Source organism: Pseudobutyrivibrio sp. C4 (assembly GCF_900111635.1).
In the GTDB taxonomy this organism is placed as follows: Bacteria; Bacillota; Clostridia; order Lachnospirales; family Lachnospiraceae; genus Pseudobutyrivibrio; species Pseudobutyrivibrio ruminis.
In genome coordinates, this window is record NZ_FOHF01000002.1 from 264,584 (window position 1) to 281,541 (window position 16,958).

At 35.5% G+C, this 16,958-nt stretch carries 27 protein-coding genes; 5 read left to right on the forward strand and 22 right to left on the reverse strand.

Annotated elements, in window-relative coordinates; translation table 11 throughout:
• Nucleotides 1-163 precede the first annotated feature (163 nt).
• Nucleotides 164-817, forward strand: a complete 654-nt coding sequence (locus BMY66_RS05080; RefSeq protein ID WP_090394374.1) for a DUF4230 domain-containing protein — start codon at nt 164-166, stop codon at nt 815-817.
• A 14-nt stretch (nt 818-831) separates the two neighbouring features.
• Nucleotides 832-1,620: a hypothetical protein gene (locus tag BMY66_RS05085; protein ID WP_090394375.1), complete on the forward strand. Its 789-nt coding sequence runs from the start codon at nt 832-834 to the stop codon at nt 1,618-1,620.
• Nucleotides 1,621-1,684: 64 nt separating this feature from the next.
• Here the strand turns inward: BMY66_RS05085 and BMY66_RS05090 are convergent, their stop codons facing one another.
• The 8 genes from BMY66_RS05090 to BMY66_RS05120 form a co-directional block, all read right to left on the reverse strand.
• Nucleotides 1,685-1,891 carry a hypothetical protein gene (locus BMY66_RS05090; RefSeq protein WP_090394376.1) on the reverse strand — a complete coding sequence of 69 codons (207 nt, stop codon included), beginning with the start codon at nt 1,889-1,891 and terminating at the stop codon, nt 1,685-1,687.
• A gap of 19 nt (nt 1,892-1,910) precedes the next feature.
• On the reverse strand, nt 1,911-2,078 hold the full coding sequence (locus BMY66_RS13720) for a hypothetical protein (protein ID WP_177175585.1): 168 nt from the start codon (nt 2,076-2,078) through the stop codon (nt 1,911-1,913).
• A gap of 11 nt (nt 2,079-2,089) precedes the next feature.
• On the reverse strand, nt 2,090-2,425 hold the full coding sequence (locus tag BMY66_RS05095; protein WP_090394377.1) for a hypothetical protein: 336 nt from the start codon (nt 2,423-2,425) through the stop codon (nt 2,090-2,092).
• Nucleotides 2,426-2,800: 375 nt separating this feature from the next.
• Nucleotides 2,801-3,025: a hypothetical protein gene (locus BMY66_RS05100; RefSeq protein WP_090394378.1), complete on the reverse strand. Its 225-nt coding sequence runs from the start codon at nt 3,023-3,025 to the stop codon at nt 2,801-2,803.
• 31 nt (nt 3,026-3,056) lie between these two features.
• Nucleotides 3,057-3,242 (reverse strand): hypothetical protein, encoded by a 186-nt coding sequence (locus BMY66_RS05105; protein ID WP_090394379.1) that lies wholly within the window; start codon nt 3,240-3,242, stop codon nt 3,057-3,059.
• 17 nt (nt 3,243-3,259) lie between these two features.
• Complete coding sequence (locus BMY66_RS05110; protein ID WP_090394380.1) at nt 3,260-3,910, reverse strand: 3'-5' exonuclease; 651 nt, start codon at nt 3,908-3,910, stop codon at nt 3,260-3,262.
• 21 nt (nt 3,911-3,931) lie between these two features.
• Nucleotides 3,932-4,150 carry a hypothetical protein gene (locus BMY66_RS05115; protein WP_242942679.1) on the reverse strand — a complete coding sequence of 73 codons (219 nt, stop codon included), beginning with the start codon at nt 4,148-4,150 and terminating at the stop codon, nt 3,932-3,934.
• A gap of 33 nt (nt 4,151-4,183) precedes the next feature.
• On the reverse strand, nt 4,184-4,471 hold the full coding sequence (locus BMY66_RS05120; protein ID WP_090394381.1) for a hypothetical protein: 288 nt from the start codon (nt 4,469-4,471) through the stop codon (nt 4,184-4,186).
• Between the two features lie 139 nt (nt 4,472-4,610).
• Here BMY66_RS05120 and BMY66_RS05125 point away from each other — a divergent pair, with 139 nt between their 5' ends.
• Nucleotides 4,611-5,072: a helix-turn-helix domain-containing protein gene (locus tag BMY66_RS05125; protein ID WP_090394382.1), complete on the forward strand. Its 462-nt coding sequence runs from the start codon at nt 4,611-4,613 to the stop codon at nt 5,070-5,072.
• Between the two features lie 54 nt (nt 5,073-5,126).
• On the opposite strand, the gene BMY66_RS13725 is transcribed toward BMY66_RS05125, so the two are convergent.
• The 4 genes from BMY66_RS13725 to BMY66_RS05140 form a co-directional block, all read right to left on the reverse strand.
• The gene (locus BMY66_RS13725) at nt 5,127-5,297 is read right to left on the reverse strand and encodes a hypothetical protein (RefSeq protein ID WP_177175586.1); all 171 of its coding nucleotides are present in this window, start codon (nt 5,295-5,297) and stop codon (nt 5,127-5,129) included.
• The gene (locus BMY66_RS05130) at nt 5,290-5,673 is read right to left on the reverse strand and encodes a helix-turn-helix domain-containing protein (RefSeq protein ID WP_090394383.1); all 384 of its coding nucleotides are present in this window, start codon (nt 5,671-5,673) and stop codon (nt 5,290-5,292) included. Before BMY66_RS05130 ends, BMY66_RS13725 begins: the two co-directional genes overlap by 8 nt.
• A gap of 110 nt (nt 5,674-5,783) precedes the next feature.
• Complete coding sequence (locus BMY66_RS05135; protein WP_090394384.1) at nt 5,784-6,236, reverse strand: hypothetical protein; 453 nt, start codon at nt 6,234-6,236, stop codon at nt 5,784-5,786.
• On the reverse strand, nt 6,236-7,354 hold the full coding sequence (locus BMY66_RS05140; RefSeq protein WP_090394385.1) for a serine/threonine protein kinase: 1,119 nt from the start codon (nt 7,352-7,354) through the stop codon (nt 6,236-6,238). Before BMY66_RS05140 ends, BMY66_RS05135 begins: the two co-directional genes overlap by 1 nt.
• Before the next feature lie 481 nt (nt 7,355-7,835).
• On the opposite strand from BMY66_RS05140, the gene BMY66_RS05145 reads away from it, so the two are divergent.
• Complete coding sequence (locus BMY66_RS05145) at nt 7,836-8,171, forward strand: hypothetical protein (protein WP_090394386.1); 336 nt, start codon at nt 7,836-7,838, stop codon at nt 8,169-8,171.
• A gap of 13 nt (nt 8,172-8,184) precedes the next feature.
• On the forward strand, nt 8,185-8,376 hold the full coding sequence (locus BMY66_RS05150; protein WP_090394387.1) for a hypothetical protein: 192 nt from the start codon (nt 8,185-8,187) through the stop codon (nt 8,374-8,376).
• 2,154 nt (nt 8,377-10,530) lie between these two features.
• Here BMY66_RS05150 and BMY66_RS05160 read toward each other — a convergent pair.
• The 10 genes from BMY66_RS05160 to BMY66_RS05205 form a co-directional block, all read right to left on the reverse strand.
• Nucleotides 10,531-11,247 (reverse strand): hypothetical protein, encoded by a 717-nt coding sequence (locus BMY66_RS05160; RefSeq protein WP_090394389.1) that lies wholly within the window; start codon nt 11,245-11,247, stop codon nt 10,531-10,533.
• Nucleotides 11,248-11,430: 183 nt separating this feature from the next.
• A complete protein-coding gene (locus BMY66_RS05165; RefSeq protein ID WP_090394390.1) occupies nt 11,431-11,619 on the reverse strand; it encodes a hypothetical protein in 189 nt (62 codons plus the stop codon).
• Between the two features lie 10 nt (nt 11,620-11,629).
• Nucleotides 11,630-11,875: a hypothetical protein gene (locus tag BMY66_RS05170; protein ID WP_090394391.1), complete on the reverse strand. Its 246-nt coding sequence runs from the start codon at nt 11,873-11,875 to the stop codon at nt 11,630-11,632.
• A gap of 178 nt (nt 11,876-12,053) precedes the next feature.
• Nucleotides 12,054-12,839, reverse strand: coding sequence for an ADP-ribosylglycohydrolase family protein (locus BMY66_RS05175; RefSeq protein ID WP_090394392.1), 786 nt, complete (start codon nt 12,837-12,839; stop codon nt 12,054-12,056).
• A gap of 4 nt (nt 12,840-12,843) precedes the next feature.
• Entirely contained in the window at nt 12,844-13,530 is a 687-nt protein-coding gene (locus tag BMY66_RS05180) for a vWA domain-containing protein (RefSeq protein ID WP_090394393.1), read from the reverse strand.
• A gap of 90 nt (nt 13,531-13,620) precedes the next feature.
• Complete coding sequence (locus BMY66_RS05185) at nt 13,621-14,043, reverse strand: hypothetical protein (RefSeq protein ID WP_090394394.1); 423 nt, start codon at nt 14,041-14,043, stop codon at nt 13,621-13,623.
• A 6-nt stretch (nt 14,044-14,049) separates the two neighbouring features.
• Complete coding sequence (locus BMY66_RS05190; RefSeq protein WP_090394395.1) at nt 14,050-15,084, reverse strand: macro domain-containing protein; 1,035 nt, start codon at nt 15,082-15,084, stop codon at nt 14,050-14,052.
• A gap of 18 nt (nt 15,085-15,102) precedes the next feature.
• Nucleotides 15,103-16,152 (reverse strand): DNA/RNA non-specific endonuclease, encoded by a 1,050-nt coding sequence (locus BMY66_RS05195; protein ID WP_090394396.1) that lies wholly within the window; start codon nt 16,150-16,152, stop codon nt 15,103-15,105.
• A 66-nt stretch (nt 16,153-16,218) separates the two neighbouring features.
• On the reverse strand, nt 16,219-16,617 hold the full coding sequence (locus BMY66_RS05200; RefSeq protein WP_242942680.1) for a hypothetical protein: 399 nt from the start codon (nt 16,615-16,617) through the stop codon (nt 16,219-16,221).
• Nucleotides 16,618-16,625: 8 nt separating this feature from the next.
• Nucleotides 16,626-16,811 (reverse strand): hypothetical protein, encoded by a 186-nt coding sequence (locus BMY66_RS05205; protein ID WP_090394397.1) that lies wholly within the window; start codon nt 16,809-16,811, stop codon nt 16,626-16,628.
• Nucleotides 16,812-16,958: the final 147 nt, after the last annotated feature.

Below are 16,958 nucleotides of genomic sequence, written 5' to 3' on the forward strand. Positions count from 1 at the left end.
ACCCTGCTAGGAATGGTACAAGTAATATATCCGTTCTATCTATTACGTAACTATTTCTTAAGACACTTTATACAACATACACGTGCAACCAACTACAATTTAACCTATAATAAATAAAGCATTGAATTTGATTTAGATTCTACAATGCTATAAGGGGGTATATATGAATAACAAAAACAAAAAACTATTAAATCTATTTGGAATCATTCTAATTATTATCCTTAGTATTGGTTCTTTCTATTTGATTAAATCTAGCCATTTAAAATCGGCTGACTCAAATTCATCTTTTAAAAACCTTGTTCCAAAATCATACGATGATTCAAATACAAGCTATACTACCGATTTTTCTATAATTGAAGACGGCCTAAATGATATGGGCTTTCTTATTACCCAAGAATACTACTTCACTCAGATTGAAGAATATACAAAGAATAAGAAAATTGCCTTTTGGACCTCAAAGACCTCTTTTACATATAGCTATGATGGAGTTGTTGAAGCAGGTGTAGACTTCTCAAATGTTAAAGTATCTGTAGATGAAAAAGAAAAGATAATAAATATTTCAATTCCTGACGCAGAGATTCACGCAGTAACTGTGGATGAGGACAGCTTTAAAGAGTACGACTCTGATAATAAGTTCTGGAATCCAATTAGGCCAAAGGATTTCAATAACGCTCAGAAAGAATTTAAAGAAAACGCCAAAAATAATGCTATAAATAAAGGTTTACTAGAAAAGGCGGATACCCAAGCTGAAACTATAATAAAAAACTTTGTTTTTCAGCTTGTTGATATAAACGAATATTCAATAGAATTCAACTAATAAGGGGGCAAATAATGAACGCAACTATAAAAAAAGTATGTCTTATCATGCTATGCATTTTCATAGGACTATTCTCTTTTACAAAGCTTAGCAAAATAACAACTGACCCAGAGTTTTCTTTCAATAAAACAAACATAGAATCATTCGATGAAAAAATAAACACTGTTATGGGCTTATCTGCTGGTTCTGCCATAGCATCTACTGCTATTTCCCTTATACCAGGCGATGCAGGTACTCCAATAGCAGATCAGCTAGCCAATTTTTCAAAATACTTTTTGATTGTATTAAGTGCTCTATTTTTTGAGCAGTACTTTGCTTTGATATCTGGCTTTATTGTGTCGTACATTGTAATCCCGGCTATATGCATATTGCTGATTCTCTATTTAGTTTTTAATAACGTGAAATTTAAAGAGATTGCTGTTAAGCTTTTGCTTGCTGGAATTATCATTTATTTAATCGTTCCTTGCACAGTGCAAATCACAAATTTAGTTTCAAAGACATATGAGGAAACTATAACGGAAGCGCAGAATAACGAATTATCTTCTACTGATGTAGAGGATACAGGAGTTCTTTCTCAGCTTGCAAATTCAGCAGAAGCAACGATATCAAACGCAGGAAATTATTTATCACAACTCATTCGTGCCTTGGCCGTAATGGTAGTGGTAACTTGTCTTATTCCTATATTGATTTTAATTCTAGCTTTTTGGCTACTTAAGATTATTATTACTCAAAACTATTCGGTTCCATCTATCGGAGATATTAAATATCTCATAGAAAAACACAATGAAGAAAAAGAAGCATAAAAGCAGAATTGGCGGAGCTTATGCTCCGCCAAATACATAATAAAAACTACGTAGATTTCACATATTAGTCTTCATCATCATATTCAATTATTGAGTAGTCAGGTTCCTCAAAGCTATCCTCGTCATAAGGATAATCTCCTGGATTTGACATAGATAATATCTCTGCGCCTTCTCTAGCGCAGCCTTTTAAATACAAAGCATATTCTTCGGCCGCTTCATATGTATCAAATACTTCGTCCTGCTCTTCACCGCAAATTTCAATTTTAAACATGTTTTTACTATCTCCTTTTCTATGATTTTTTTATAAGTTGGATATCAGCTCCTGTCGTACGCTTCAAATCTAAAAGCAAATTCAAAAGCTTTTTAAAATCGTCTTTATGTTTTTCTTTATAGTATTTTTCATCATACGTAACTACAGTGTTGGACTGCAGGTTGACATCATATAATAGTTTTCCCATGGCTGGTCTCCCTACATATTATCGAGTTGATCATTTTCAAAAGTTAAAGCACAGTCTGCACACATTATCTTACCCGCCTGAGACCATAAGTCTGTCAAATCACCATCTATGACTCTAGTTGAATTCATGTAGTTACTAATTTCTGTGGCCAAATCAAACCTGCAACCACATTCCTCACAATCTTCGTGGTAATCACCTACATCAATGTCCTCTACAGCCTCTAACGCACAGTCTGCGCAATAATCCTTATCAAAATTGTCGTATGAGAACGTCACACTCTCACATGTGAAATTGTCCTTTTCAGTCTCATAATCATATGTTTTTCCACAATTAATACATGTCTTCATTCCTTATATCCTCTATCTTTCTATATTCTCATAATAATAAACAGCATCTTCTTCCAATGGATGATCTCCTGAAATTGACATTAAATACTTCATCACCGTGCCTATAAACAGCTACAATAGTACATCGCCGTATCAGTTACCTCATCATAAACCCCATCCAATCCATCAGAATAATCCATTAAAAAATTTAATTCACTTTTCCATATACTGCGCCAGGTCAATTAAAAACACGGTATCTAGGGTTCACTCTACACTTTTTAAGGAACTATTAATCAATTTAGAAAGGAGGTCTAAAGAGTTTAGTGTAGAGTCGTCCCACAGACATCTAGAAAACTGTTCACATAGAGTAAACCCTAGATACCGTGTTCTTAATTGTTATGATAGTTTTCCTCTTAACCAATCTGGCATCGAACTGTCATTTTTATCCCATGCTTCTACAGCGTTTCTCTCTTTATGCCACGAGTTTTCTTTCCCATCAAACGATTTGAATTCATGACATTTGTATTTAACAACCTTATCCCCTTCATCCATGTACTCATTATGGTAATAATTCTGCTTTCCATACCCTTTGTAATCGTTTGTCCTATGTAATAAGCTCATTTTAAATACCTCACTTTCTTTGTTAGATTATTTATCTTCTGTATGTTCTTGTTTCATGAATAGTTCCATTTGGATATTCAGTCCTACTAGCCTTCATCGAACCATCACCAGATGCAAATTTTAATACCTTATTCCCTGAATCTGTTATTCTTGCCTCAAGTTTATCTCCGGGACTAGAAAGTATATTTAGTGCACTCTTAGCTAGATTAAATGCCATTACTATTCACCTCCTCTTTATGCCGTTTTACATTCAAAACCATCAAACAGACTTCCCATTGAATACGATAAATCCTCTTTTGGCATGAATAGTTCTACCAACGATCCCAAAACTCTCTTTGTTTCTTCTTTATTTGTAGTTAAGACATAGACTCTTGCAGTATTCTCTGCATCATCAATTGCTCTATGTGCAGTTCCCTTGAACTCCATGTTTGTCGCTTTTAACACTTTTTCAAGTGATAAATGCTGTGAGACACCTAGTATATTACCTACAGCAGCCTGCAAATCTTCCCAATTGAGAAGCATTGACTCCATACGATAATCAAAGAATCCATTTAAATTACACTCACCAATAATGACTCTTAAATCTTCTTCACTCCATGAAATGATTGTATAGTCATCATCGCCAATCCAATCTAGAAAACCTGTAAATACCTCATCAAATACAGCAGCTCTTTCAACCATAGAATCTGTAATCCCTGTTAATCTGTACACTTTTTTATTAATCTTTGAATACAAAGGACGTACAAAACTATCAAATCTATCGATGATATTGTTGTCTGAATCGAGTTTGACTGCACCTATTTGAATGATTTCATTGCTGCAAATCTTTCTTACTGATGGATCATATATCTGTGTAAATTCTAAATCTAAGACTATCGTATTCATCTGTTTCCCTCCCAAAGACTCCTATGTCGTTGATGAAGCTATTAGCGATATAATTCCAATAACTATAAGAACTGGTATTGCAATATAGAACATTCCTGCTATGCACATCCCAATGAGTATTAATGGTAAAAATACCAGGGTAAATACTACCTTTAGAACTGTCCATGAAGCTCTAATTGCTAATCCTAATAGCTTTCCAAACACAATTAACATCATTACTGAAAATATTAAACTTAACATCTTTATTTCCTCCTCTTGGAGACAAGTACTAAATTAATCATCAAATAGCGGACATGAATCCATACAATCTGGATATGTAGGATTGCCACATGCTCTACAACCAGCACCTTTGCAAATTGTAATTTGTACGATGTTTAAATCCTTTTTCTTGTCCTCAAGATTTTCTGTTTGCTTTTTGTTTTCCTTTGTTATCATATCTGTTCTCCTTTCATTAATTGCTACCTTTGTCTTATCAACTAAACCAATTTTCTTTGCAAAATCTTTATGCTTGTCCATTAACTCTAGCGTTTCTATGATGCTGATTCTTTCCGTTGGTGTCATCTTGTTTCCACCTCCTTGTTTATGACTTAATTGTATTATCAGCTTAGCCGGCTCAACACCCTCAATATTGGTAATACAATTACAATATTTCCCAAGTTTTGGTAAAATATAACCATCAAGTATTTGGGAGGTATAAATAATGGATCATTCAATGCTTCTATCTATAAGAAAAGAAAAGCATTTATCACGTGATGATGTCGCTGACCTTACCAACGATGTCGTTTCTACTAAAAGACTAGAGCATATTGAAAAAGGTGACACAGAGCCTACGCCATCTGATATAGTTTCTCTTTCAAGTGTCTATAACATGCCAGAGCTTTGTTTAGATTACTGTGCACATCACTGCGCTATCGGAAAAAATACTGTTCCTATGTATGAATTAGCACTAAACAGTCCCAAAGACTTACCAATCATCACGTTAGAATTACTTGATACCCTCAATTCTCTTACAGCTCAGAAAGATCGAATGATAAGCATCGCTGCTGATGGAAAAATTACAGAAGACGAAAAAAACGACTTCAAAACTTTTAATGATGGATTAGAAAAAATGGAACTCGCCATTAAATCTTTAAAACTATGGGCTCAAAAAAACTGCTCTTAAGCAATACTAAAAACATATTATGAAGCGCTGGCTTTAAGAAGCTTGCGCTTATTTTTATATTTCTTTTTCATACTCCTCCTTAATTGCTTTGACCTTTTCAATTCCAGCCTTGACTACAAATCCACCAATAAATCCTGTGGCAAATACTAAACCAACAAACATTTCTGGCCCTCCTACCATCTTACAAGCCTTTGTTATAGTTATATAATTCCCTAAATTACTCATGGTGTTTTTTCTCCTTTACATCCAACTTATTTGGTTTAATTATTTTGTATCCATGTGACTCAAATACTGATATCACATCTAATGTTATATTCGCATCAAGATTAACCTCAGATGCTCCGTCATCATCTATTGCCTTGTACAGATCCGTTATCGATATACCCATAGCTTCTGATAAACTCTTTAGATTATCTCTATCTGGAAGTCCTCCATCTGTTTCCCATTTTGCTATTGCAGATTTTGAAACACCAATTTGTTCTGCTAACTCCTTCTGCGTTAATAGCATCTGCTTTCTCCTGTCAGAAATTACAGATCCTAAGCTCATCTTATCTTTCATTGCAAAGCTCCTTTCAACATTAATATCCATCATATATTTCATTTTTCATATTTCATGCCGAACCCTTGTCTTCTTATATGCTATCAATCTTCAAACAAAAAAATCCCCACCAAAATGGTGGGGAAAATTACTCTGCGTAATCTTTTATATTGTTATTCTTCATTAGATAATCTATCAAATCCTTTACTAATCAGCATTTCGTCAATTTTATAAAAATCATAAATTCGATTGTTAATAGCCACTATAAAAACTGCATCACGCGGATTTTTAGCATACAACTCATTCATCCCATATAGCTTCAATGCCCTTTTTGTTTCATCCCAGGTAAAATGACCAGCTATGCATAATTTGATAATTAGATCCCTATTTTTAGTATGTCTTTCCATTCGAAGAATACTTCCGCCATAGGATTCAGAAACTCCAGCTGAAATATATAAATCCTTTAACTTCATCTGCTTTTCATCTAACACATCTTTCATATAATAATAAAAGGCTTTCTTATCATCAACCATATATTTTTTATTATTACTTAAGTACTCTTCTAGCTGATTAGGATTTGTATTTTTTAAGATATTATCTAATTCACCTGTCGACTTGATTTCCATTAATTATTCCTCGAGATTTTATTGAGTTCTTCCCTAAGTTCAACTGCACTGTATCTATCTTTAGCTTCTAGACTTATACATTTTTTTATAATATCCCAAATTGGGCCCTTCGCGTGTTCTTCTTTAGGAAATTTACCTGTGATTAAAACATTAAGTAAAACACCTACAGCGTATATATCTGTTTTATTTGATGAAGCCGAAAATCCATATCCAACCTGCTCAGGTGCAGCATATCCCATTGTTCCCATATATTTAGTATCTTCTGTTTTATTTTGTTCATACCATTTAGCAACATTCATATCTAATAGATATACTTTATCTTCTGAATCTACAAGTATATTCGATGGCTTTATATCTCTGTGTATAATCGGCTTGGGTTGATTATGAAGCTCATCTAAGATGGTACATAGCTTCTCTACAATCTCAATAGCTTTCCGCTCAGGTAACGGCTCTTTATTTATTATTTCTTCAATAGTATTCCCTTGCAGATATTCTTCAATAAGAATTAAAGCGTTATCGCTTTCATATAATTCATATATTCTAGGCATACTATCGATTGGATGTTCTACTAAATAATCATATACACTCTTTTCATATGTTTTTAAAAGTTTTTTAATATAGTATTTTCCGTCTTCTATATTTTTTACAAGAATGATATCATTTCTACCATTCACAAGCTCTTCATCAGTATACATAGAAAGCTTTAAAACTTCTTCGTCCCCTAATCCCTTGTATGGATTAATTGCTGAACTCTGATACTCATCCTCTGATGCATAAATCTCGCTTTCATTGATTCTATTTTCAAATCCACATTCACAACAACACCATGTACCACAATCTTCTCTGAAACCTGGTTGTGTATTTAATAGAGTCCCGCATGAATCACAAATCCATGCTATTTCTGACTCCCAATCATTATTGGGATTTGTAAGTAATTGTCCACATCCCTTACAAATCCAATACGGCAACTCATTTCTATACCCCTTCTGTAAAGTAATATTAGCCTCACAACGTGGGCAAAACTCATACTGATTTAATTCTTCATTTGTAATTTGTGCTCTCTGTTTTTTAGCTTTTATTACATTTTTTAGTCTAGATTGTATACTTTCTATATTCATAATATTGCTCCCAATATGGTCCTTTTATTATTATAAAGCACTCGAATTTACATCTCCACACCTATAAACGTAAATTGCTTTTTCCTCGATTAGAGAATATAATTCATATGTAAATATTATTATATTCTCCAGTATTACATTTCTTGTAGCCTCTCCTAAAACGAATACTAGGTGACTTGATGGGGACGAGACATTAATGGTATTGGGTATCATAGATATAATGGTATCGTGTTTAAAGTGAACCTCGCGAACTATTAATGAGCATTCATTCTAGTTGACTCATTAAGAAAAGTACTGATAAACCTTAGGTGCGTAAGGTACCTGTTTTCCAGCTTCACACCATATTTAATAGCAGTGATTACTATATTATTAATCACTCTATTAGCTATGCGTGTGGAGTCTATAATCTGACCTTCTAGTCTGTGCATGCATAGTATGTACAGACTTTTTTATTTTGGTCAGGTTAGGAGGTGAACTCAGGATGTTAATCAACAAAACTTACGCTCTAAAAATATGGGAAATGGATTATGGCAATGCCGAATTTGCTGAAGATTTTCATGGAAATCTCATGTGCCGCCAGGCATATGGTAACCGTAATTTCCATATTAGAAGAAACGGACAAACAATCTACTGTGGTTGGAACTTGCATCACATTCTTCCAAAAGCTGCAGGTGGCACTAATCATATGAACAATCTCTTATGCACAAACATAGCTACCAATGAAGAGGCTGCCGACAAAAATACCTTTTGGATAGATGACTGCTTATACCAGATAAAACACACAGAAGACGGATATGATATTTTTCAGTTGAATTGAAAGGAGATTTTCTATGGGAATATTTGATTTTACTGATGGTGACTTTCTAATGGATATGGGCTCTGGTATGGCCATGGATACAGAAGGCCATCTAATGCAGAGCATGGGTTCCGGCATGGCTATGGACCTTGAAACCGGAGACCTGCATCTCACTGATAGCAGTTTTTCTAGCTGGTCCAATTCAGAAGATAACGACAATTGGTAATAGTAAATGGGCGGAGCCTTTGCTCCGCCCTTATGTACAATTTAGGCTCCTACGATCAAAGGGCGCCAATTGCCCAAGATGGTTCAGGGAAATGAGTCTTGTGGAAAGCTAAAACTCCATACATCCAATAAAGGAATCCACACCTAACATTTCATTTGAATAATCTATGTACCGGGCAGCGATTGCCTTTCAATAGATTATACTTTAGCCTTGTCTATTTATATCACATATTATCTTTTAAATGGTCGTCTCAGAAGCGACATAGATTGAAAAAATAATTATATATGTATTTTCCTACATAAAGCTTTATTAATCTTTATCTGTTCCATATAACCCTCAAATAAAAAAGCATACTCAACTGTTCACAAAAAGAGCAATCGTCTCAATCCTTCCAGCCGAGTATGCCTATAATGAAACCTACTCTACCTCCAAGGGGTGTCACAATTCTAAAATCGTCGCCCGAGGTCTAACCTCACAGATAGCACGAGTAATAGATTTGCTCGCTTGCCTTGGACATCAGTTTCATTATTTAAAACAATGTACGGCTGCTAGCGTAAATTACCGGCAGCCATACATAAAGCACCAGCTAACACCAGCCCTTCACTAAAAGTCTGATTGTGGAGCCCAGTGCGTTATATTAGCACTAGTGACAAGCCAATCTCCTCAAAAAGTGCTAATACATATTATACAATCACCAAGGGCGGGGCAAATCCCACCTACGTGAATGAATATATAGAATAATGGCAGCAAGTACGAACCGAAGTTTTGATTAGTGTTATGAGCATTCTAATTCTAGTAGTTCTTACCATATCAAATATAGAAATAGTCATATGCCTAAAATCTAGGAGGGCTAATCATGGGCACTTGTCGCTCCTACCTGACTAGAATTAAAACTAGTTACCCTAGCTAATCACCCTTCAACGTAGTCAAACAGCAACAACATCAACGATTAACTCACTTGCTCATATATACTATAACTTTCATAGACTAACACCAGTATCAGTCTTGACCTCATAAATCGCACCGAAAGGCCAGATAGTCCATGCGGTAATCTTCACGTGCCTAGGATTAAATCCCCTTGTCAGATGAATATTTACCTAAAAAGATTAGTCGTCTTAGGGTCTAATTCCCTTTGAGCTTCTCTTTCGTGCTTTTATAATATGATTTTCCAAATAATATTTGGTCGTTTATCAAACGACATTTACAAAAAAAAGAGCTGACCGGGACTCGTTTGCCTCTGTTACCAAAATGATAATGGGCAGGTCACCACTGTCAACTCTTAAAATGATGGTGGAGGAAATCCTCCCGCAGTTATTTGACTGCTTCCATCAATTAATATATGTATACAAGGAGTCAATCTCCTCAGAATACATATATTCTTGCTACGAGATCCCCTCGTCCTCAAAATTAGGATCCAAATAGGTTCATCTCTAATATTAGTTCTTGTTGAAATAATTTATTCCAACAAAAATCCTTTATTACCTGACCTTGCCAGCGAACTTACGCTAGCTTAAAAAGGTCAGGCTCCCATCATATTTTTATAATTAAGATGTAGCGGTGGGTGAATCCCTTCGCGAACCATCTTAATGAGACGAGCCTTCTTCCCCATTACCGGAAGATGACCATGGCTCGTCCCTATGCATGGACCTAACTTCCCGTCGTTATCCAACAAATAAAAAGTTAAGTATACGCTAAAGCCTACACTCCCCCATGGGGTGTCACTTTTTTCCATGCCAAAAAGCTCGCTTACCATGGGCATCAGATTTAGCTTGAGGCATGAAATAGCAAAGCATTCACTCCACAAAACATGCCTATAATCATATGATGAGTGAATACATCTGAATATGCCTACGGGATGCAAGAAATATCCGGACATACTAGAGCACAATGCACTAGGAATGTCGATGAATTAATCAGACCGGTTGATCTTGAAAAACCATATTGGGACAGGGTCGTTTACTACGTAGACTCCAGATGTAAACCAAGTTAACCGCGGTGTCGCATAGCATCCTTAAAGTATCGCGCTCTACAGACGTTAACTTGGACTAAAAAGATACGTACTAGGCTCCAATTGCCGGTCGGTATCCACTAGCCATCTTCAATATATCCCATCATTCCTATAAAAAGGTCGTTTCTAAAAAGACATTTTTAAAACTAACAGCCTATGCATTTCTCATCCATTTCATCCAAGATTTGGTTTACCTGCTCTATCCTATTTATGTCATGCTGTAAACAATATTTAATTATTCTGTCCCATAGAATAGAGTCTGATAGCGCATATCCCGCTGCTTTGAGAAGCTTTTCAGCCTCCCATAAGGAAAGCTTCAATCCAAAACAACAAGCTACTGCAGTCTCCTTCTTAGGCTTATAGTATTTGTTACCATTTATAGCGGAAAAAAGTTTTCTATCAATCCAAGCTGCATTATAGAATTCAACATTTGTTAGGCCTTTATCGCCAATCAATTTGAGCAACTGCTCTTGAAACGTAGGATCTATGTCTCCCAGATTGCTATAATCTGAGTCGAAAACTTTAATACTTTTTCTCGAATTGGAATCCTCCACATTCTCATTTGATGCGATAAGACTTTCAATCTCTGCTACATAGACAGCAAGTTTTTCTTTTGAACATAACTGAGTGTCATTGCTAGGTGTAAGCTTTTCATTTGCATCAGTTAAAGGCATATTCTTGATGTCTCGATTCTGTTGCTCCTGAAACTTACGATAATCCTCTTCCATTTCACTAGTCCACCAATTGTCATCTGCATCAGTATTTGTACTACCTGTTTTTTGTTCATTATTAGCATTCTTAAAGCTATAAACGAATACCACGATTAATAACAAAATAACTACAATAATAATCCCTGCTAACATATCCCCTCCATCACAAACATTGCTATGTATTTATGATTTAACTATACCACTTCACTTTTAACAACTATAGTCTAGCATTCTACTACTGATATTTATGGGACATGTAATCTTAAAGAAATCATGCTTAAGATTCTACTGGATTTGCAGTTTCAAATGATGTTTACTAATAAAGAGTCACTACAATCAACTTATAAAATTACATAGTGCAGCAATCAGCGCTACTGGTGGAATAATAAATAATAACAAGCTAGATAGACAACTTCCATTAGGCTTATTATCTCCACCACCCTTTTGTTCTTCATCGTCATTAAGAATAATATCCGTCAGTATCAAATCATCCATTCCTATTTGACCATCGTTATTCCAATCCATAATCGAATCCTCACTTTACTATATATTCATAGGCATAGGTGCTACTCTGATTATGATCATTTAGAGCTGTTCCAACGTAATACTCTTTTGCAACTTTATCCATGGCTATACAAACATTCGGATAACAACTGTTTGATGCATAATCATCCATGCCTGAAAGTTTTCTCGCGTCAAGAGCTGTCAATGTATGTGTTCCTTTTCCTAGTGAACTCAAATAATCCCTAATAATAATGGCCATATACTCGTTCTTCTTCATTACCTATACCTCCTCGTAGCTAATTGATAATTCATATATAGCACGTCAATATTCTTTTGTATAGATAAGTGTGTATTGGGGGTCTGTATTGGGAGTTAGGATATAAAATGCCTATAAACACTGATTTTAAAGCATTTATTATGCTTTGTATTTTCTTGTATTTTTTATAAATAGGCTACTACCTTCTCAATATAGCTAAAAGATAATCATCTAAATATGACTCCAGCAAGCTATCTGCCTCTACGTCTCCAAAGCCATGATAGAACTCCTCTGCAACTCCTCCAGCTATAGCTCCAAAGGTATCGCTGTCACATTTGAGACTGTAAATATTTCTAATGAAAGATTCATAATCAGTGCTTTCGTAGAAGCATCTCATGGCCGCAGGAACAGAACCCTGGCAACTTTCATTCCATTTATATCGAGGTCTGATTTCATCGAGACTATATCCTATACTATATTCATATTCGTCCCTAGGATACTGTTCTAGCACATAATCAAAGATTTCCTGCTTAGTCTTACCATGCTTTGCCATCCAAATACATGTGGCTGTTACAACAGCACCTTTTATTCCTTCAGGATGATTATGTGAAACCATAGCAGTCTTTTTTGCCATCTCTTGCATTTCATCGTAGTCATCAAAGTATTCACCTACAAACGCAACTCTCATAGCCGAACCATTGCCCCAGCTATTATATGGTTCATGATTATTTTCATTTATCCATCTATAGAAATTTCCGCCATACCCGCAATATGGATACTTCCTACCAACTTCAACCATGGTATCAACTAAGTCAGCATTCTCTGCAATAGCTTTTTTAATAGCTAACGTCATTACTGTATCATCAGTAAATCCCATAGTAGTTGTATTTATAAGTGGAACATTCTTCCAATCCAATTTCTTTGGTCTGTGAAACTCATATTGTGATCCCAAAATATCGCCTAATACTGCACCTTTAACTGCCATGATATTACCTCCTGTTCTTCTTCCCACTACGTCTATTGTAATCTGCTTCTATATTGTCCGACCAGCCACTCTTAGAAAGGTTCTCTGATACCGACATGAAATCAGGACATGCTAAAACCGTATTAATAGCTAAAGAAACACCATCATATACATTAGCTGTTCCCATATCATCAGCAATATAATTAACTGTCCTGTCTTTTCTGAAGCCAAACTTTTGGCCAACAGCATAAGCATCAATATTGGCACCGATGAAGATGAACTCCCAACCATATTTCTTTTGCTGACGCTTAACCATCTTCTGTACTTTCTCATAAGAGTAGTTGCTGCTAGAGTTTTCCAAACCATCGGTAGTAATAACAAATATAGTCTTTTCAGGTCTGTCCTCTTCCCTGGCATACTTGTGAATGTTTCCAATATGATGAATAGCACCACCTACTGCATCAAGAAGAGCTGTACAACCACGAACGTAGTATTGCTTGTCAGTCATCTTCTCAACTTTAGCAATAGGAACTCTGTCATGAATCACCTCGCACTCATCATCAAAAAGAACTGTAGATACTACAGCCTTCTCCCCTGTCTCTTTCTGCTTTGCCATCATGGAATTAAAACCACCAATAGTATCTTCCTCTAAACCAGCCATTGATCCACTTCTATCAAGTATATAAACGATTTCTGTTAATCCTTTACTCATATCTTTTTCCTCCTGTACATTTAACCCTCTCTGCAGCGAGGCTTGTTTGTTTTGATGGTTAAATGATACATCCCTGAAAAAGAAAAATGGTCAACCCACGGTTGACCATACTACAATTTTTCTATTTTTGATATAAACTCTTGCTCTGTTCTGCTTTCTTTGAGTATAGTAAGCATCTGACGTGCTCTTTCCTCTTTTTGTTGGTCTGTCATACCTCGAAGTTTTTCCGAAGTCTGCATTCGTGTACTCTTTGTAAGATTCCTGTCCATAATAGCCTGTAATAAATTCCCTCTGTTCGTCTCCATCATAGATATCTCCTATCTCAGAATCTGTAATAGTATCTAAAATCTTATTTACATCAAAATCGTTATCTACATTAGCTTCAATAATTCGTGAAATGCCAAAGTTTTCTTTACCTCTAGTATACACTAATATATTGTCTAATCTATAAACTTTGTCTCCATTCGATGCATAAAATGAAATATCACTCTCATAATCTATCTCATTTTGCATACTTATTCACTCCTTAGACAATGTATCTAACCCATAATCAAATAAAACAATATCTATCATAGCAACACTGAACTCTTGCTTCTTAAGGAAATATGCTACCACTGTATCTGTTTGTGATATAGGTGAAAAAGCATATCCAGCCAGCCTAAGGAAATCTTCAGCTTCATCCATATTTAGTCGTAACCCAACTGCTAACGCTAACACCTTTTCCTTTGAAGGCTTTACCTGGCCCTTTAGTAGTTTTGAAAAATACTGCTTTGATATATTTGCGGCAACATAAACTTGCGAGTTCTTAAGTCCCTTTTTGTTAATCAGTTTCTGTAGATGCTTTCCAAATGTATCCGTATAAATATCGCCAAGAATGTCTTCTAGCTCTTCTGATTCTTCTATTTCACATGCATCTGCATCTTCTAACGCCCCTTTTATAGGAGTAAGAAAATCTGGCATCTTAAGATTTATTTCTGGTGTATGCAAATAATTGTCTCGTCCATATTCTTTTTGGATGGCACCTTCTACATATAAATCATCTATGTAGCTTCTAACTTCCTCGCCTAGCTCACCTGATATATACACGGTAGACTTTTCAAATACAACAAGAGTTATTTCCATCTCATTTTCTTCAAGGAAATCAGTAAATGCATTAACTGCAATCTCTAATCCTAGCTTTTTAGGAAAATCATAAGAGCCCGTTGCTAAAAGTGGAAAAGCAATAGACTTACAATTATTATCTTTGGCTAGCTTAAGAGTCTTATCATAGCAACTTCTTAAGAGCTCAGCCTCTCCTTTATTGCCACCTTCCCACCATGGACTGCTCACATGAATAATATATTTTGCATCCAAATTAAAAGCCGAAGTAATTGCTGCCTCACCTGGATTTAATATGCCAATCTTATCTCTTGCAGCAAGTAGCTGTTCTCTTCCTGCAGCCTCATATATTGCAGAATCTACACCTGATCCAATATTTACATATGGATTAGCCGTATTTACTATGGCATCTGCTTTTACTTTTGTAATATCGTTTCTAATAATTTGAAATGGCATAAAACTCCCCCATTATTTTTAAGGATTACATCTACCGCATGGATCATATCCTTGATTTATCAATTCTTCTCTAGTTCCATGGAAGTACTGCTTGTTTTTATCTTTCATATCACTGACAGAGCCACAAGTAGGTGTATGGAACTTCTTTGTATTTGTATTTAAAACAAAGTCAACGACTTGGCTTTGCTCAGTAGCATCTGTACTAACCTGCTGTTCTTGTACTGAAGTAGCACCTGCAGCCAATTCACTTTCTCCAGTTGCATAATCTATTACAATGTTGGGCTGTACATTGTAGCAATAGACATTAAACATCACGCCCTTGCCCTGGTCTTCTACAGAATAAGCTTCCATAAGAACACCTGAAGCTACAAGGTTGTTACCCTCAAATATTGGAGTAACTCTATATAAAACATGATTTCCAGTACTATCTACATAGTCATCTACTTCATTCTCAAAAGGAAGCATCCCTACAACATTCAAATATCTTGTACCAGTAATGAGATTTTTCTCATTGGCATTTTCGCCACTGAGCTGATAACCAATCAGATGGCATCTGTTGTAAAGGTAGTTTCCGTCTACATACTCATGATAATTTGCTGTATGCCATCCACTTGGTCTTACACTACCAATCTCACCACGTTCTTCTGTAGGCATAAGTTCCTTACAGATGTTTGCATAAGCAACTCCACATCTTCCTAGTGAATCAAGATTACTAAATATCTCAAAAGCATCAGTACGAACCTTGTCTTCATCAGAGAAATAGGGAATATTATTATTTACAGTAATATATGGGCTTCCTGAATAAGCCGCTATTTGATCTAAAGAAAAATTAGAAGAAGGTATCTCTTCATCAATTGCTGTAGCCGGTGCAACTTCTTCAACCTCTATTTCTTCTACTTCTTCTTTGTCTACCTTATCTTCAATAGCTTTTGCTTCTACTGGCTGTTCAACCTTTATTTGAGGTTCTACATTGCTAGCCTCATTATTGGCACTCCCTGTACTGTAAAAGCCATAGCCTGCTACTGAAATAATACAGGCAAGTATGCCTATTAGTAATCTCTTCTTCATTTATGTCCTCCTTAGTGCCGTCTACAATAATTATATTGTTAATGAGAATGTATCTACAAGTACCCTCTATGATTTATTAAAAACCATGCTCTTTCCTTGGATTACATAGTTATCTTTATCACATCTATTAAGAATTATGGTCTCCTCAATTGGTTCACCCATAGTCCAATAATAGTGGCCATCTAACTCAAAGTAAGTATGCTCTTTGCCTGCAAACTTACAATCAAAGCCATTATCTCTAATATATTCTACAAACCAGACAAACTCAGCTTGACCATGTTCATCCAGCTCATCTTTTACATAGTATTCATGAGGTGCAAACTCTGCATAAGTCTTAGCAAATGTCCAAGGATACTTGGATACAAACTCACGAATTCTCTTATAATCTTCCTCAAATAGAATTTCCTTCATCTCTTCAGATATGTATGATGCTGGCTCAACATATGTAAAACCCATCTTATTCATAGCGCCTCCTATTCCCAGTTACCTGTTACTGAATATTTTTTAGGATACTTTCCATTAAATTCAATCATCTTACAAAAGGCAGCAAACTCTTGGTTTGTCATATGGGCAATGTCCTCATACAAGAGTTTCATATTCAATCTGTCATCAAAAAAATACTTACCGGTTGGTTTGTGAACCCATGTCTTATCTCCCATAACTTAAGACCTCCTTTTTCATGCTTCTCTTCTAATTCTCTTCTAATTCTAAGTGTACTCGCTACTAGGGTTATAAATCGGACAGCTACATTGCCTTGAAAAATAAGCCAACAAAAGCTATCCTCAATCTATAGTTAACATAGAGGA

Coding starts and splice junctions, on each gene's coding strand:
- BMY66_RS05080 (WP_090394374.1), top strand. CDS start 164: ATGAATAACAAAAACAAAAAACTATTAAATCTATTTGGAATCATTCTA.
- BMY66_RS05085 (WP_090394375.1), top strand. CDS start 832: ATGAACGCAACTATAAAAAAAGTATGTCTTATCATGCTATGCATTTTC.
- BMY66_RS05090 (WP_090394376.1), bottom strand. CDS start 1,891: ATGTTTAAAATTGAAATTTGCGGTGAAGAGCAGGACGAAGTATTTGAT.
- BMY66_RS13720 (WP_177175585.1), bottom strand. CDS start 2,078: ATGGGAAAACTATTATATGATGTCAACCTGCAGTCCAACACTGTAGTT.
- BMY66_RS05095 (WP_090394377.1), bottom strand. CDS start 2,425: ATGAAGACATGTATTAATTGTGGAAAAACATATGATTATGAGACTGAA.
- BMY66_RS05100 (WP_090394378.1), bottom strand. CDS start 3,025: ATGAGCTTATTACATAGGACAAACGATTACAAAGGGTATGGAAAGCAG.
- BMY66_RS05105 (WP_090394379.1), bottom strand. CDS start 3,242: ATGGCATTTAATCTAGCTAAGAGTGCACTAAATATACTTTCTAGTCCC.
- BMY66_RS05110 (WP_090394380.1), bottom strand. CDS start 3,910: ATGAATACGATAGTCTTAGATTTAGAATTTACACAGATATATGATCCA.
- BMY66_RS05115 (WP_242942679.1), bottom strand. CDS start 4,150: ATGTTAAGTTTAATATTTTCAGTAATGATGTTAATTGTGTTTGGAAAG.
- BMY66_RS05120 (WP_090394381.1), bottom strand. CDS start 4,471: ATGACACCAACGGAAAGAATCAGCATCATAGAAACGCTAGAGTTAATG.
- BMY66_RS05125 (WP_090394382.1), top strand. CDS start 4,611: ATGGATCATTCAATGCTTCTATCTATAAGAAAAGAAAAGCATTTATCA.
- BMY66_RS13725 (WP_177175586.1), bottom strand. CDS start 5,297: ATGAGTAATTTAGGGAATTATATAACTATAACAAAGGCTTGTAAGATG.
- BMY66_RS05130 (WP_090394383.1), bottom strand. CDS start 5,673: ATGAAATATATGATGGATATTAATGTTGAAAGGAGCTTTGCAATGAAA.
- BMY66_RS05135 (WP_090394384.1), bottom strand. CDS start 6,236: ATGGAAATCAAGTCGACAGGTGAATTAGATAATATCTTAAAAAATACA.
- BMY66_RS05140 (WP_090394385.1), bottom strand. CDS start 7,354: ATGAATATAGAAAGTATACAATCTAGACTAAAAAATGTAATAAAAGCT.
- BMY66_RS05145 (WP_090394386.1), top strand. CDS start 7,836: ATGTTAATCAACAAAACTTACGCTCTAAAAATATGGGAAATGGATTAT.
- BMY66_RS05150 (WP_090394387.1), top strand. CDS start 8,185: ATGGGAATATTTGATTTTACTGATGGTGACTTTCTAATGGATATGGGC.
- BMY66_RS05160 (WP_090394389.1), bottom strand. CDS start 11,247: ATGTTAGCAGGGATTATTATTGTAGTTATTTTGTTATTAATCGTGGTA.
- BMY66_RS05165 (WP_090394390.1), bottom strand. CDS start 11,619: ATGGATTGGAATAACGATGGTCAAATAGGAATGGATGATTTGATACTG.
- BMY66_RS05170 (WP_090394391.1), bottom strand. CDS start 11,875: ATGAAGAAGAACGAGTATATGGCCATTATTATTAGGGATTATTTGAGT.
- BMY66_RS05175 (WP_090394392.1), bottom strand. CDS start 12,839: ATGGCAGTTAAAGGTGCAGTATTAGGCGATATTTTGGGATCACAATAT.
- BMY66_RS05180 (WP_090394393.1), bottom strand. CDS start 13,530: ATGAGTAAAGGATTAACAGAAATCGTTTATATACTTGATAGAAGTGGA.
- BMY66_RS05185 (WP_090394394.1), bottom strand. CDS start 14,043: ATGCAAAATGAGATAGATTATGAGAGTGATATTTCATTTTATGCATCG.
- BMY66_RS05190 (WP_090394395.1), bottom strand. CDS start 15,084: ATGCCATTTCAAATTATTAGAAACGATATTACAAAAGTAAAAGCAGAT.
- BMY66_RS05195 (WP_090394396.1), bottom strand. CDS start 16,152: ATGAAGAAGAGATTACTAATAGGCATACTTGCCTGTATTATTTCAGTA.
- BMY66_RS05200 (WP_242942680.1), bottom strand. CDS start 16,617: ATGAATAAGATGGGTTTTACATATGTTGAGCCAGCATCATACATATCT.
- BMY66_RS05205 (WP_090394397.1), bottom strand. CDS start 16,811: ATGGGAGATAAGACATGGGTTCACAAACCAACCGGTAAGTATTTTTTT.